We start from the raw sequence: 14,329 nt of genomic DNA on the forward strand, positions 1-14,329 counted from the left end.
CACGGGGGTCAGGCCCCCTCCACCTCGACGTCGGTGCGGGCAGTGCCCTCGTGGGTCAGGGGTATCTCCACCGCGCTGACCCGGCCCCACACCTGGGTGGGGGCGGAGGCGGTGACGTCGCGGGTGGACAGGAGCACGGGGTCGTCCAGGCCGACCGAGGGGTCGGGCGCGTGCTCGACGGGCACCGTGGTAGCCCGGCGGACCGAGGAGGCCAGCATCGTGCGGGCAGTGGCCACGGCGACGGGACGGGAGGTGACCAGCGGGGAGGAGAAGAACCTCGTCACCACCCCGTAGGCCCCGTGCACCGACAGGGGGCCGTGCTCCTGCTCGGCGACGGCCTGGAAGGTCGGCTGGCCCTCGTCGTCGCTGTCCTGGGCGCGCGCCACGACCCGGTTGTAGACCTGGGTGCGGTCCCAGGAGGACCTCACGCCGACCACGGTGCCGTCCTGCCCGTCGGTGAGCACCCGCTCGGGGGGAGTGGTGACCTCGTCCAGAGGGGGCAGGAGGTAGAGGACCCCGTCCCTGCCCTCGCGCAGGCGGGCGGGCCAGGCGTCCGCGATCTCGTAGAGGGCGTCGATACGCGACTCCCCCCACGACATCGACGTCGGGCACCACCGGTTCACCAGGGCCTTGTCGATGACCAGGCCCATGTGCCCGGCCAGCAGGCGGCGGGCCTCGGAGGCCACCGACCCTCCCGGCCTGGGGACCACGACCCTGGTCAGCCGGTCCTCCTCCACCCGGTGCAGCAGCGACTTCCCGGTCACCGACACGGTCCCGGACCCCACCTCGGTGGAGGTGACCAGGAACTGGCCGCCCGGGTAGGAGTACTCCGCGCCGTCCACCAGCGAGACCACCGTCAGCACCACGCGCAGGACCTGCCCGCAGCAGGCCAGGGGAGAGTCCCACCGCACCGGCGCCCAGTCACGCTCGTCCTCCAGCGCAGAGGCCGCACCCGTGCGCGGCACGGTCAGGGACAGGGACCCCTGCACCTGCTGGTCAGTGGTCCACGACACCGACCCCCCGGCCACGGGCACCTGCCCCAGCCACCGCGACCCCAGCCAGGAGTCCACGCGCGCACCGTAGGAGTACGCCCCCGACAGGACCTCCGCAGGGATCACGCCCCCTCCTCCTGCCACACCACCCGGTCGAACCGGTCCCACGACAGACCACGCGCACCCAGGCCGTCCCAGGTCATGCCTACCGCGTCAAGGTCGTCCCACACAGAGACCGCCAGCAGCGTGCCCGGCTGGGGCACCGACACCAGGGCACCCTTGATCTGCCAGGACCGCTCGGCCACGTCCAGGCGGGCGGCCCGGGCGTGCGACACGCTGGTGAGGACCATGACCGTCACCAGCGGCACGTCGCACGCTCCCCGCTGGCACTGGTAGCACCAGCGGGGGTTGTGGAACAGGGCCACCGGCACGGGCCTGGCCGCCAGCGCGGCCAGGCCCCGCGTGTGCACCGGGGTGGTACGGGCGGTCAGCGAGACCGTGCCCGCACCCATGGCCGGGGCCATGACCGCCACAGGCGTGGGGCGCCCCGGCACCTCATGAAGGGTGACCCGCTGGTCGGTCTCACGCTCGTCACCGCCCTGCCACAGCAGGTCAACAGCAGACCCACCGGTGACCTCGGTCAGCAGCGAGCGGCCCGACCAGGGGCGCACCACCGGCTCTGAGGCCGCCAACCCGCCGTCCCAGGAGACCCGGTAGACCACGGGGGTGTTGACCGGGGCCAGGGCGTCACCCAGGACCAGCTGGGAGCCGCCCCAGGTACGCGAGCCGCCCCGGACCGGCCACGACTCACCCCTGGCCGTCCCGGTGACCGTGATAGCGGCACCGTCAGGGACGGTCCCCGCCTCCACGACCACCTGCATGACCGGGGCCTGCCCAGCCGGAGCCCTCACCACTAAACCCACCGCGCTCACCCCCTCACAGGACTCAGCGGGCGCGCCCAGACAGCGCCTGACGGGCACGGGCGACACCAGCAGCCACGACCTCCACGTGGGAGTCAAAGCCCCTGGTGTCGTCAACAACGAGACTCACCCTCGCCCCGTCCAGGGCTCCCGCCAGGTCAACCCCACGCGCCGCGAGCGCTGAGACAGCGTCCCACTGGGGTCCGGTGAGGACCGCCTCGGGTCGGCGGGTGAGGTTGACGGCGGTGGTGAGCCCTGGTGGCAGGACGCCCCCGGCGTCGTACTTGCGGCCCCCGTAGCGCCCGACCGAGGGGGACCCCCAGATGGCGGTCTCCCGGCCGGACAGGCCTGCCCGGGGCTCCTCGACCATGGAGTTGCCGCCGGAGTAGATGGCGACGTGCCAGGCTGGTCTGCCCCAGAAGAGGAGGTCTCCAGGGACCTTGGCTCCCCAGGCGACGGGGGCGGAGCCGGACTGGTACCCGGCTGCGGTCAGGCGGGGCCATCCCCAGCCGAGCTGGCGGGCGGCCCAGTAGACGAGCCCGGAGCAGTCCAGCCCTGGCGGGATGGAGCTTCCGCCCCACACGTAGGGGACGCCGATGGCCTTGCGGGCTGCGGCGACCAGGCCGGTGGCCGGGCCGCCTGCCGCGCCGCCTGCTGAGGTCTCGGTCCCCTTCTTGAACCAGCTCCTGATGCTGGACCACCACTTCTTGGGCACAGCCTTGACCGTCTGCGCCCAGAGGTCGGGGCCGAGCTGGTTGAGCAGGGCGTCGGCTGGCTTGGTGACCAGGTTGGTGACGGCTCCCAGGGGGTCGGACAGGATGTCCGAGACGGCGTCGGCGGTGTCCTTGACCCAGGAGACGGCTGAGGAGACGGTGTTCTTGAGGCTGCCCCAGATGCCTCCGTCGGCGAAGGCCACCTGGCCCCGGCGCGACCCGGTGTCCCGACGGTGGCCAGGCCTGCCCCACGGGCGGAGTTGACGGCGTCCAGCCACCTCTTGCCGCCCAGGGCGCGCAGGGCGTCGGGGCGGATGATCCCCTCCCCGCCGGACAGGGCGATGGCCCCGCCCCGTCGGGGGAGTAGAAGTGGTAGACATCCTTTCCCGGGTGTAGCCGGGGGTCATGGTCTGGCCCCACAGGCCGCCTGTGGCGTACCCGGGGATGGGGCTGACCGAGGGCAGCCGCAGTGACAGGCCCACCTTGGAGGCGACCGTGTCGAACATCTTCTTCACGCCGTCGCGGTAGACGGTGTTGATCACGAAGTTCACGGGCCGGGCGGCCGCGCCCCTGACTGCGTCGAACGCCTTCTGGACCGTGGTCCTGAAGGTGCTGAACGCGTTGCCGACGATACGCACTGCGGTCCTGAGCCGGGGGAAGACGGTGCCGGTCAGGAAGCCGACCACGGTGGAGACCACTGTGCGTATCCCGTTGAACGCGGGGGTGACCACGTTGTTCCACAGCCAGGACACCACCGTGCCGACCAGGTTGACCGCGGTCCTGAGCCTGGGGAAGACGGTGCCGGTCAGGAAGCCGACCACGGTGGAGACCACTGTGCGTATCCCGTTGAACGCGGGAGCCACCACGTTGTTCCACAGCCACGTGACCACCGGGGCGACCACGTTGGTGATGAACGCCCGCAACGCGGCCAGCGAGGGTCTGACCACGTTGTTCCACGCCCAGGACACCACCGTGGCGATCCCCCGGAACGCGGGGGCCACTACGTTGTTCCACAGCCACGTGACCACCGGGGCGACCACGTTGGTGATGAACGCCCGCAACGCGGCCAGCGAGGGTCTGACCACGTTGTTCCACGCCCAGGACACCACCGTGGCGATCCCCCGGAACGCGGGGCCACTACGTTGTTCCACAGCCACGTGACCACCGGGGCGACCACGTTGGTGATGAACGCCCACATGGCGGCCAGTGACGGCTTGACCACGTTGTTCCACGCCCAGGACACCACCGTGGCGATCCCCTGCCAGGCGGGTACCACCACACCGGTCCAGAAGGAGCTCACAGCAGGGCGAGGGTGCCGGTGACCCACGTCCACATGGCCGACAGGGCCGGGTAGATCACGTTGTTCCACGCGTCAGACACCGCCGAGGAGATCCCCTGCCAGGCGGGTACCACCACACCGGTCCAGAAGGAGCTCACAGCAGGGGCGAGGGTGCCGGTGACCCACGTCCACATGGCCGACAGGGCCGGGTAGATCACGTTGTTCCACGCGTCAGACACCGCCGAGGAGATCCCCTGCCAGGCGGGCACCACGACACCGGTCCAGAAGGACTGCATCCCGGGGGCGAGGGTGCCGGTGACCCAGTCCCACACCCCGGAGGCGGCGGACCTGACGGCGTCCCACGCGCCCTGGACGACCTCCCGGAAGGTCTCGGACCTCTGGTAGGCCATCACCAGGCCCGCGCCAAGCGCCACCAGGGCGGTGACCACCAGGCCGACGGGGTTGGCGCGCAGGACGACGTTGAGCGCCGCCTGGGCCACCGACCACGCCCTGGTCACGAGGCTGACCGCCAGGACCGTGCCCTTCCACAGCACGAGGGCGCCCACCAGGACCCTGACCACGGACTCGTCGGCCAGCAGCGCGGAGGCCAGGCCGACCGCCCACGACAGCAGCGGGGCGCCGACGAGGACCACGGCCTCCAGGACGGAGGCCAGGACCGGCAGGATGCTGGACGCCATGTCGGCCAGGACCGGGACGAGCACGCCCAGGGCGGACACCAGCCCGTCACCGACCTGGGCGACCAGGTCCACCAGGACCGGGGCGAGCACGCCCAGCAGGCGGGTGAGCACTGGGACCAGGTCCGTGGCCAGCTCGGCCAGCGGCGGCACCACCGCGGTGACCACCCCGGCCAGGGCGTCACCGAGCACGCCCGCCAGGTCGCCGACGGCACCCACGAGCACCTGCGCAGGTCCGGACAGGCTGGACACGACCCCCAGGACCACCCTGAACGCCCCGCCCAGCGCCGAGCGCAGGGCGGGGGAGGCGGCCACCAGGGCGGCGACGGTCCCGGCGACCAGCCCCACCGGGCCGGAGACCGCTGGCAGCAGCCTGCCGATCAGCGGGAGGCTGGCAGCCCACGAGGACAGTATGCCCGCGCCCGCCCCCAGGGCAGGCAGCAGGACACTGACCAGCGGGCCGGTACCGATCTCGGACAGCAGCCCGCCCAACTTCCTGGCATGGGAGGCGACGGTGGCCATGAAAGGCCCGGCCACCGCCTTGAGCCGCTCGGCCCGGGCCGTGACCCGCCCCTCCAGGACCGACCCGACCTGCTCCAGGACCGGCTTGACCCTCTCGGTGACCTGGTCAGCGAGCTCGATGACCGCGCCGAGGGAGGCCCTCACCGCAGGCATCACCGGCCTGAACGCCGCCTCGCCCATACGGGACAGGGCGGCGTAGGTGTTGGCCACCGCCCCACGGACCGTGTCCGCCGACGCCAGCGCCGCCCCCGCCGAGTTGGCCTGGACCGCCTTGAGGAAGTCGTCGGCCGAGACGAGCCCGGCGGAGATGTCCTCCTGGATCTGGGCCAGGGACACCCCTGCCTCCTCAGCCAGCCACTGGAACACCGGGATGCCCCGGTTGGCCAGCTGGTACATGTCCTGGGTCTGGACCTTGCCCTTGGACATGACCTGGTTGAAGACCAGGCCGACGTTGTCCAGGGAGTCCCCGGACAGGGTCGCGACGTCAGCGATGGAGGACAGGTAGGAGGTCAGCTGCTCGCCCTGCTCCACCCCTGCGGCCACGGCGGTAGCGGCCACGGTCGCGGCGTCACCCAGGCCGAAGGCCGTCCCCCGCACCGACTCCAGCGCGGAGTCCATGATCGAGGACACCGACGCGGCGTCGTGCCCCAGGCCCTTGAGCTTGGCCTGGGCGTCCTCAATGTTGAGCGCCCTGCTGATACCGCCCCTGAGGGCGAGACCTCCAACAGCGGCGGTCACCGCCCCAAGACCCGTGGCAGCGGCCCCGGCCAGGGAGGAGAACGCCTGGCCCAGGTGGGCGGTGACCGCCCTGGCGGCCGAGGCGGCGGACGGGGCCAGCTGGCTCAGGTGGCTCCTGGCGGAGGAGACCGCGCTGGCCACCCGGCCGAAGGCCGTCACGGCTACCGGCCCCAGGCGGGAGCCGATCTGGGAGGCGGCCGAGACGGCCCTCTGCCCGAGCTGGCTCACCAGACCGCCCACCTTGCCCAGCCGCTCCCGCAGCGGGGCCGTGGCCGAGGCGATCCGGGTGAACGCCCCGGCAAACGGGGCAACCATGTCCACGGCCCTGCCACCCAGGGTCCTGGCCGCCTCACCCGCCCAGGACAGGTGCCCCCTGAGCGTGGAGGTCGCAGCAGCCAGCCGCCCGAGGGCACCCTGCCCGGAGACGATGCCGGAGCGCATCTCCTCCAGGCCGGAGCGCAGGGACCTCACCCCAGAAGCCACGCCCTCGACGTCGCCCCGGGCCGCAGCCCTGAATATCTGCACGCCCCCGCCCACGGCCTGGCGCAGGCCGCTGACAGCGGAGCGCAGCCCAGAGACACTGCCGACCTGCTTGCTGGTCTCGCTGCTGGCCCTCTGCGTGGCCCGGGCCAGGGCGTCCTGGGCCGTCCGCGACTTGACAGTCGCGTCGTCCAGGTCCCTGCGCGCCCTGAGAAGCGCGCTCTCAGCCTGGTCAGCCTCCCGGTCAGCCGCTGCCACCAGCTCCCGGGCACGGGCGAGACCGGCCTCGCCGTCCGCTATCCCCTGAGCGTCCCCGTTAGCCCGGGCATCAGCCAGGAGGTCCTCCTCAATAACCACCCTCCGGGTCGCCTTGACCTCGCCCTCCCGGGCGGCCTTGACCCTCTGGGTAGCCTTCTCCACCGCCTCCTGGGCGGAGACGACCGCACGCCCGGCGTCGTCGGCCTCCCGCCTCAGGCGGGGCACCGACTTCCCGAAGGCGTCACCGATGTCGTTGGCGACCTTCTCACCCAGGGAGGAGGACGTCTTCCGGAAGGACTCCGTCAGCGCCTTCCCACCAGCCTGCCCGGCGGAGGGCATGCCAGAGGTGACCTCTGACCTCACGCGGCTGGAGAACCCCCTCAGGGAGGGGATGACGTCAACGTAGACCGACCCTGCCTGGTAGGCCACGACACACCACCCCCTCACCGGGCTCCACCTCGGGCACGAGCACCCTCGCCCCGACGGGACGAGGCTCAGCGGCTGGCCAGCGCGTGCGGCGTCATCTGGGCAATCACGTCCTCAAGGGAGGCGACCTGCTGGCGGGTCATCGCCTCGTCGACAAGCGACACCGGGTGAGGGAACCGCACCTTCCTCGCACCCGCGAGCGCGGCGACGAGGTCGTAGAGGGCGGCGACGGCGGCGACCTCGGGAGTCCACTCCCTGAGGGACAGGCCCCTGGGCCGCTGCTCGTCGCTGGTGTCGTCGCTGTCCTGGGCGGCCAGCATCATGGCGGCGATCTCCTCCGACACCTGCGGGTCGCGGACCATGGCGTCCCAGGTGCGTGACTCCGGGGGCAGCTGGTGGACCAGGTCGATGATCTGGCGCCACCGGTGGTCGCGGGCCGATGCAGCCAGGTCCACGCCGTAGTAGGAGTGGAGGTCGGCGCGGACCTGGGGCCGGAACCGGGTCAGGCAGGTGAGGAGGAGCCGTCTTCCCCCGGTGTGCCGACCGCCTCCTGGTAGTACTCCATGAGGGAGCGGATCAGGGCGGCGACCGTGCGCATGGAGGGTCGGGCCTCCTTGAGGAGGCGGTAGTCCTCCTCGGACAGCCAGGACTCCAGCAGGGACCGCATGGAGGGGAGGCCTCCGCTGTCAGCCGCCTCGACCTGGGTGATGATCGTGTCCGCCTTCTCGAAGGGCAGGTCGTTGATGTCGGGGAAGGTGATGAACTTGGAGGCTCCGACGCCGACCCGGAAGGGCTCCCGTGTCGTCTCGTTCTCCAGGGAGGAGAGCCTGGACAGGTTGGTGCTGATCGTGATGCTGTCGCTCACTGGTGCTGCTCCTCCCGGTCCTTCCTGGCAGCCGTCTTGTCAGCCGGGGCCTTGGCGGGTGCGGAGCCGACCACCGCCGAGGCGGGCCTGGAGGTGCCACCGTCGTCGGTCTTCTTCCACCCCTGGGCGCGCAGGGTGACCTCCTCCGCAGGGACGCTGGTCTCGATGGTGAGGGGCTCCTTGATCCCGCAACGGTCCTGGTGAACCTGGTCATGACTGTCCTCTCCTTTGGTATCCGTGGTTACGCGGCGGCGTAGCCGAGGGCGTCCTTGTGGCGGACCGGGCCGGTGCCGCCGAGGTAGTGGCGGCAGGGGTGCCCAGGACCGGGTCGGTGAAGATGTCCAGGGTGACCTGGGCCTGTACCGCGTCGCTGGAGTTCCACGTCTCCTCGGGCACCTCCGCGAGCTTGACCAGCGGGTAGCCGCGACCGACGAGCCACTGGTCGGAGGCGGGGCCGTCCTTGGAGACGACCAGGGCGCGGAACTCCTCCTGGTCGGGGACCGGCATCTCGTCGAAGACCACCGCGCCGGAGGCCGCGTCCTGGGTGACGGTGGACAGGTCCACCCCGTAGATGAGCTGCTGGAAGTTGCGCTTGAGCGTCTCGTAGGCGGTGAACTGGATGGACTTGGCCACCTTGGTGATGTCGGTACGGACCGGCTCGATGTAGCCCAGTGCCTCGACCTCCTCCTTGGAGGTGTCGGAGCCGAAGGTGTACCCGTCAGGGGTGACGAGGCCGACGGGCCACCACGCCTCGTCCAGCTCCCTGAGGCTGGTGGGGCCGTCCATGATGTCCTCGGGCATGTCAGCCGTCGTGGGGGCCAGGAACATGATCGCGGCCTTCGTCTTCCTGACGAGGTTGCGGTTGTCCGCAGCGGTCTTGAGCGCGTCAAAGGTGGGAGCCATGGTGTGGTGTCCTCTCGGTGCTGGCTAGTCGGTAGTTCTATGGACGACACCGACTACCATCGAACAGGTGTCCATGGTGTCGGTGAAGGGCTTGAACGTCGGCAGAGACTCCACCCTCACCTCGTCGACGTACCCGGCGACCGTGTCGTGGGGGCCGCCCGCGAGCGCGGCCAGGGCCTTCTCGGCGAGGGTGGTGGCTGTCGGGGTGTCGGCGGGATCGTCGGTGGTGGGCGCGGGGGCGTAGACGGTGATGCCGACGCGGTCCATGCGGTCGATGTCGGTGAGGGTGCCGCCGCCCGCGTTGTAGACGTGGGTGACGGGCAGGTCCTGGGCGAAGTCGCGAGTGAGGTGGGCTGCGGTGGGCAGGTCGTGGGCCTCCAGGTGGGCGCGGACCATGGCCACGGGGTCAGCTGTCACGGTGATCTCCTCTCCTGGTAGTGGCAGGGGGCTATGAGCGGGCGGTGCGGGCTCCGGCCAGCCCGCCCAGGACGTGGCGCCCGGGCACGACGAACTGGTAGTAGGTCGTCGCCGACGCCGCAGGGGCCACGGCGCCGAGGTGGCCGAACTCCACGGGCGCGGCGTGGTCGGCGGTCATCTCCACGCGCGCCCCGGCCCGCGCCTCGGTGCCCGCGCGGCCGCGATGGACCACCGTGGCCGGGACGGCCTGCACAGAGGCGCGCAGCGCCCCGGAGACCGCTGGTGCTGCTTCCTGGACGACGGGGACCATGTCCTGGGCCGTGGCGAGCACGGCCGCCCCTACGGCGGGGGAGGCCAGGAAGGCGGCCAGCCCCTGGTGGTCGGGCACGTACCTGGGACCAGACACAGCCGACCACCCCCCAGGTCCTCGTCGTGGTGGCCTAGCGGGCTCTGCGCAGGGACACGACCACGCCCAGGGGCCACGAGCCGGGCTCGCCGGTGACGTCCCAGTCACCGGCCAGGGGGTGCCCGGCGGGCACCACCACCCGGTCGGTGGGGGCGACCACCGTGCCCGGCGGGGCGTAGAGGCGGGCCTGGTCGTCGGTGAGGGTGCCCGGGACGGTGGAGGTCGCGCGGGGCTCCTCGGAGGAGGAGAAGGTGACCGCCACACCGGGCAGGACACGCTCCTGCCCGGGACGCAGCCGACCCTCCCGGTCGCGGCCGGGACCGGACACGACGGTGACCGTGGTGCGCCACCAGCGGGGGATGACCCTCAGCCAGTCCACGGGGGAGCCCACCCCCTCGGCCTGCCGGGAGCGGAGAACACCTGCTGGCGGCGCCTCCTGATGCCCAGGGCGCGCATCTCCTCGTCACTGATGTAGAGGCCCCCAGGGTCGTCACCACCGAAGGTAACGCTCCTGGTGAGCGGGCCGGTGGTCTCGCTGGAGGTGCGTATCCTCTCCGGGTTGGAGACCACGCGCAGCACCATGTCCACGACGACGTCGCGGGCGGTGGAGGCCAGGTCCGGGTCGGTGGCCAGGCGGGAGGCCAGGCGGCGGTCCAGGCCGAGCAGGCGGCGCGTGGCCCGCCCGACGAGCCTGGTCAGGGCCTCCTCACCGGGGAGGTCCTCGACGTCGAGCAGCCACGCGTCACGCACGTCCTGCGCCTCAGCCAGGACCGGCATCACCATCGTCATCCTCCTCCGGGTCGCGGTCGGCCTCGTCGGCCAGGACCATGAGGATGTCTGCCTTGCTCCTGGCAGCCCCCAGGCTGACGCCCTGGTGGGCGGCCCAGGCGCGCAGGTCAGCGACGGTCCACGACTGGTCGGGCACCGGCAGCGTCCCCGGAGTAGCGGGCGGGGTGCTGGTGTCCTCGTGGGCACCGGGCTCCCAGCAGGCGGGGTTGGTGATCAGGGCCGCCTCCTGGGCGGAGGGGACCGTACCGGCCGGGAGCATGAGGCTCCCGGCCCGGCCGTGGACCACCACGTGGGTAGCCAGGCGGCGGCCCACCGGTCACAGCACCTTCGCTGCCATCGCGAGGTTCGCGTTGGCCAGGACCGGCAGCGCGATGGCGTCCACGTCCACGGACACGGTCCGTGGGGTGCGGGTGGCCCGGTCCAAGGACGCCACGATGCCGGGCTGCTGGTCGTCGCTGATCCCCATGGACGGCTCGGAGGCGGCCAGGGTCTGACCCCAGAAGGTCGCCCCCAGAGGGGTGGCACCCACGGAGGCCGCGTCCGGGGACACGGGTGGGGGCAGGAGCAGCAGCGTGTCCTCAGGCAGGACCCGCAGGGTCTGCCCGGCCCGCTGGGTGCGGCGGTCGTAGACCGTCAGCGGGGGCAGGCCCTCGGAGTCCAGGACCTGGTTGACCTGCTCCATGGACGCCGCCCGGGTCGCCCCGTCCACCAGCCTGACCTGGAACTCCGAGGCGGAGCGGATGGCGCGGGCGATCCTGGAGGAGACCACCATCGCGCCGGGACGTTCGCCGTTGAGGTCACCGTAGGCGTCAGCCCAGGCGATCAGGTCATCCAGGACCTTCGCGTCCGGGTCGGTCCACACGGTGGCCGCCGTGACGCTCATGGACGGGTCACGCCCGAAGTCGTCCTCGGTGGCGAAGTTCGCCTGGTCGATGGTGGCCCTGCCGGTGGCCAGGACCGTGCCACGCATCCGCTCGGTACGGTCAGACACTCCCTGCACAGAGCGCAGGGCCTCCTTGAGGACCACGTTGCGCAGCGCGTCGTCACTGGCTCCACGGGACCGCAGCTGGAGGTACTCCGAGACGGGCTTGACCGAGCCGATAGCAGGCAGCTCGATCACCACACGCCCAGCGGCCCCGGCCGACAGCACCTCCGGCTCGGCGTCGTAGGCACGGTAGGAGGCCTCGTCCACCAGGCCCGCCTCACCCCTGGCGAAGCGCACCACGATATCGGCCACCTGCGTGTTGGGCAGGAAGGAGGCCAGCAGGCCCTTGGCCCGCTCTCTCTCCTCAAAGGCCTCGCGCACGAACCCGGTCAGCTCGGCGGGCTCGATCAGGTCGGTCCACAGCATGTCTCAGGCCTCCCTCGGTACGTAGGTGCAGGCGGTCGCGTCCCTGTCTGGCGCAGGCACCTCGAAGGCGGCGTCAGGGAGACGGCCGACCACGACGCGGACACGGTCCACCAGCGGAGCCGCCACACGGCCCCGGTCAGCGGGCTGGTCAGTCAGCAGGAACCCCGCCAGCGCCTCGGCGGCGGCGGGGTCCCAGGGGACGGTCCGCCCGTCCCGGTGGGCCAGGGCGGTGCCGGAGGGGATCACCCCGTCCTTCGCCTGGGCTGTGAAGTCCGCAGGGTCGAGGGTGACCGTGCGGGCGGCGTCAGTACCGTGCAGCGACCCGAGCCAGGTCTGGTCGCCCGGGGAGAACGCCTCGGTCCTCATCTTGGGCACGATGAGCTCCTTTCAGGAGATACGTGGTTGGGTGTCAGGAGCCGCTCCCGCCCCTGCGGGAGAAGTGCTCGGTGAACCATGCGCGCCCCGCCTCCAGGCCGCCCCCGCGTCCGCCAGCGGCACCCGCGTCCCGCCCCCTGGGCGTGGTGGCGCCAGGCCCCAGCGGGGCCTGCCCACGGGTGGAGTCCCGCCAGGCGAGCAGGGCGTCAGCGGCCGCCTCGACGGCCTCACGGTCAGTCCCGGCCAGGAACTGGGAGGGGACGCCCTTGGCGGCGGCGACCTCCGAGCGCATCGCCGTGGCCTCAGCAGCCTCGGCACGTGCCTGCGCGTCCCGGGCCGCCTCCTCAGCCTGCTCGGCAGCACCGGCCTTGCGGCGCAGGTCCTCGTAGTCGGAGTACTTGGCCCTCTCCCGGGCCAGACGCTCCCCGATGATCCTGTCCAGCTCAGCCTGCGACGACGGCGGCACGAACCCACCATCCTGAGGACTGTGAGCGGCTGCCCCGTCCCCGGTGGTGTCCCCGCCAGGACCCTGAGATGGCGCCGGGGCAGCAGCCCCGGCAGCGTCCCCGTCACCGGTAAGGAACCTGAGGAGCCGCGAGCGCGAGCGCGTGGTGTGCATGGTCGTGTTCCTCCATGTGGAGTAGTAGGTGGTGGTCCGCGCGATGTGCCGCCGCGCGTAGGCGGAAGACTGGGTAGGCCGCACCCTTGGCCGGGAGCGCGCCCGAGGAGGTATCTTTGCGAGCAGAGGCAGGGGGAACCCCGTGCAAGCCCCGAGATAACGGGCCGTCGGAACGCGCGGGCCTTACCCCCGCCTCCTGTTGTCTGCGGCCCACCTGGTACACTGGGAGCCAGAGGCGGGGGGAACCCCGAACGAGTCTTGAGATAATAGACCGTCGGAAAGTTCGGGCCTTACCCCCGCCTCTTACCGTGCCCGCAGGTGGATCTCCGTCAGCTCGCCAGCGCCCATGACCCACAGCCTGGCGACAGCACTGTCCGGCTGGCGGATGTTGTACTGCTCCAGCTGTGCCCGCAGCCTCGGCGTGAGCCGGTAGGGGCCGATGTCGATCACGAAGGCATCCTTGACGACCCCCTGCTCTGCGGCCTTACGGACAGCGGGCTGGATACGCTGACGGATGCTCTTGTAGCTCGTCGTCGTCGCCTTGAGCTCGGTGGTGATGCCGCCGTTGGTGACCCAGACAAAGTCGTTGGTGGGCAGGCGCCCCCGTCCGGGGACGTAGGGCGCGCGTGATATCCACTGGACCCGTTCACCGAGCACCTCCATGGACTCCAGGAACTCGATCTCGTGGGGGAACAGCGCCTCTCCGGAGGTGTCCGAGGCCAGGGCCGCCTGGCGGGCCGCCCACTGGGCCTCGTCAGCCCCACCACGACGACGGGTGGTTCGCTCGGCCTTCCCGACACGGGACTGACCAGTCCCGCTGGTGCCCTGGGCACTGTCAGCCGCGCTGGGTACACTGGCTGATGTCGTGGTGGTCCGACGGGCCGCAGCGTCCGCCGCGCGCGTGGAGCGCACGTGGTCACGCCACTGGCCCAGCGTCACCACCCCGGAAGGCGACTGCGCAGCCAGCCGCTGCCACTGCTCGTGGAGCCCGGCCACGACCGGGGGCACGTCAGCGGGGGAGAGGACCTCCCGGGCCTGGCAGTGGCAGGAGTCGTGGTAGGACTGACCTGCACGCGCCCTCGACGCCGACGTCGCGCGCACCGCCGTGTCCCTGGCGTAGACGGCGCCACGGCTGGCCAGCATGAGGCAGAACGCGCACGCCCCCGGCCTGGGGACCCTGGCGAAGGCCGTTCCCGCCCGGGCCGTGGACTCATACACCGTCTGCCTCTGAGCCCCGCGCACCAGCCGGTCCACCGACACCGCAGCACGCCTGGCCGGGTCAGACCCGGCCAGCGCGTACCCGGCGACCCCGGAGGACTGGGCCAGGCCGATGACGTCAACCATCTGCGGGGCGGGCAGGTCGAGGCGGCCCGCAGCGGCCCGGGTGGTGGTGAGCGTGTCCACGGTGGCGGCCGAGGCGGCGCGCCCGTACTCGGCCTGGAGCGCCTGGATGAGGTGCGCCAGCTCGGTGCGGGTCATCAGCGGGCGGGTCTCGAAGGCGGTCAGGAGCGCCTGGACGGCTCTGGCGGACAGCTCACTGGTGGAGAAGCGCAGCGCCTCCCACGGGTCCAGCGCCACCAC

The 14,329-nt window shown here is 71.8% G+C and carries 16 protein-coding genes; all 16 read right to left on the bottom strand.

Going from position 1 to position 14,329, the window contains the following annotated elements; translation table 11 throughout:
* Positions 1-8: 8 nt before the first annotated feature.
* Entirely contained in the window at positions 9-1,118 is a 1,110-nt protein-coding gene (locus tag D5R93_RS05680; RefSeq protein ID WP_120204256.1) for a hypothetical protein, read from the bottom strand.
* Positions 1,115-1,903 (bottom strand): hypothetical protein, encoded by a 789-nt coding sequence (locus D5R93_RS05685; RefSeq protein ID WP_162933848.1) that lies wholly within the window; start codon positions 1,901-1,903, stop codon positions 1,115-1,117. Before D5R93_RS05685 ends, D5R93_RS05680 begins: the two co-directional genes overlap by 4 nt.
* 34 nt (positions 1,904-1,937) lie before the next feature.
* On the bottom strand, positions 1,938-3,776 hold the full coding sequence (locus D5R93_RS05690) for an NlpC/P60 family protein (RefSeq protein ID WP_162933849.1): 1,839 nt from the start codon (positions 3,774-3,776) through the stop codon (positions 1,938-1,940).
* A gap of 145 nt (positions 3,777-3,921) precedes the next feature.
* Complete coding sequence (locus D5R93_RS05700) at positions 3,922-7,026, bottom strand: tape measure protein (RefSeq protein ID WP_120204265.1); 3,105 nt, start codon at positions 7,024-7,026, stop codon at positions 3,922-3,924.
* A gap of 65 nt (positions 7,027-7,091) precedes the next feature.
* Positions 7,092-7,478, bottom strand: coding sequence for a hypothetical protein (locus tag D5R93_RS05705; RefSeq protein WP_120204268.1), 387 nt, complete (start codon positions 7,476-7,478; stop codon positions 7,092-7,094).
* A 47-nt stretch (positions 7,479-7,525) separates the two neighbouring features.
* Positions 7,526-7,888, bottom strand: a complete 363-nt coding sequence (locus tag D5R93_RS05710) for a hypothetical protein (RefSeq protein ID WP_120204270.1) — start codon at positions 7,886-7,888, stop codon at positions 7,526-7,528.
* 210 nt (positions 7,889-8,098) lie between these two features.
* Positions 8,099-8,791 (bottom strand): hypothetical protein, encoded by a 693-nt coding sequence (locus D5R93_RS05715; protein ID WP_120204273.1) that lies wholly within the window; start codon positions 8,789-8,791, stop codon positions 8,099-8,101.
* Between the two features lie 24 nt (positions 8,792-8,815).
* The gene (locus D5R93_RS05720) at positions 8,816-9,208 is read right to left on the bottom strand and encodes a hypothetical protein (RefSeq protein WP_120204275.1); all 393 of its coding nucleotides are present in this window, start codon (positions 9,206-9,208) and stop codon (positions 8,816-8,818) included.
* A 31-nt stretch (positions 9,209-9,239) separates the two neighbouring features.
* Entirely contained in the window at positions 9,240-9,614 is a 375-nt protein-coding gene (locus D5R93_RS05725) for an HK97 gp10 family phage protein (protein WP_120204277.1), read from the bottom strand.
* Positions 9,615-9,648: 34 nt separating this feature from the next.
* Positions 9,649-9,993: a hypothetical protein gene (locus D5R93_RS05730; RefSeq protein WP_162933850.1), complete on the bottom strand. Its 345-nt coding sequence runs from the start codon at positions 9,991-9,993 to the stop codon at positions 9,649-9,651.
* Positions 9,981-10,403 (bottom strand): Gp19/Gp15/Gp42 family protein, encoded by a 423-nt coding sequence (locus D5R93_RS05735; RefSeq protein ID WP_120204282.1) that lies wholly within the window; start codon positions 10,401-10,403, stop codon positions 9,981-9,983. Before D5R93_RS05735 ends, D5R93_RS05730 begins: the two co-directional genes overlap by 13 nt.
* The gene (locus tag D5R93_RS05740) at positions 10,375-10,716 is read right to left on the bottom strand and encodes a hypothetical protein (RefSeq protein WP_120204285.1); all 342 of its coding nucleotides are present in this window, start codon (positions 10,714-10,716) and stop codon (positions 10,375-10,377) included. The genes D5R93_RS05735 and D5R93_RS05740 overlap by 29 nt, the downstream gene beginning before the upstream one ends.
* 3 nt (positions 10,717-10,719) lie before the next feature.
* A complete protein-coding gene (locus D5R93_RS05745; protein ID WP_120204287.1) occupies positions 10,720-11,754 on the bottom strand; it encodes a major capsid protein in 1,035 nt (344 codons plus the stop codon).
* A 3-nt stretch (positions 11,755-11,757) separates the two neighbouring features.
* Positions 11,758-12,129, bottom strand: coding sequence for a hypothetical protein (locus D5R93_RS05750; protein WP_205570101.1), 372 nt, complete (start codon positions 12,127-12,129; stop codon positions 11,758-11,760).
* Between the two features lie 34 nt (positions 12,130-12,163).
* On the bottom strand, positions 12,164-12,748 hold the full coding sequence (locus D5R93_RS05755) for a hypothetical protein (RefSeq protein WP_120204290.1): 585 nt from the start codon (positions 12,746-12,748) through the stop codon (positions 12,164-12,166).
* Positions 12,749-13,051: 303 nt separating this feature from the next.
* A complete protein-coding gene (locus D5R93_RS05760) occupies positions 13,052-14,329 on the bottom strand; it encodes a VG15 protein (protein WP_120204292.1) in 1,278 nt (425 codons plus the stop codon).

Origin of the sequence: Actinomyces lilanjuaniae, from assembly GCF_003606385.1 — a bacterium.
GTDB classification, from domain to species: Bacteria; Actinomycetota; Actinomycetes; order Actinomycetales; family Actinomycetaceae; genus Actinomyces; species Actinomyces lilanjuaniae.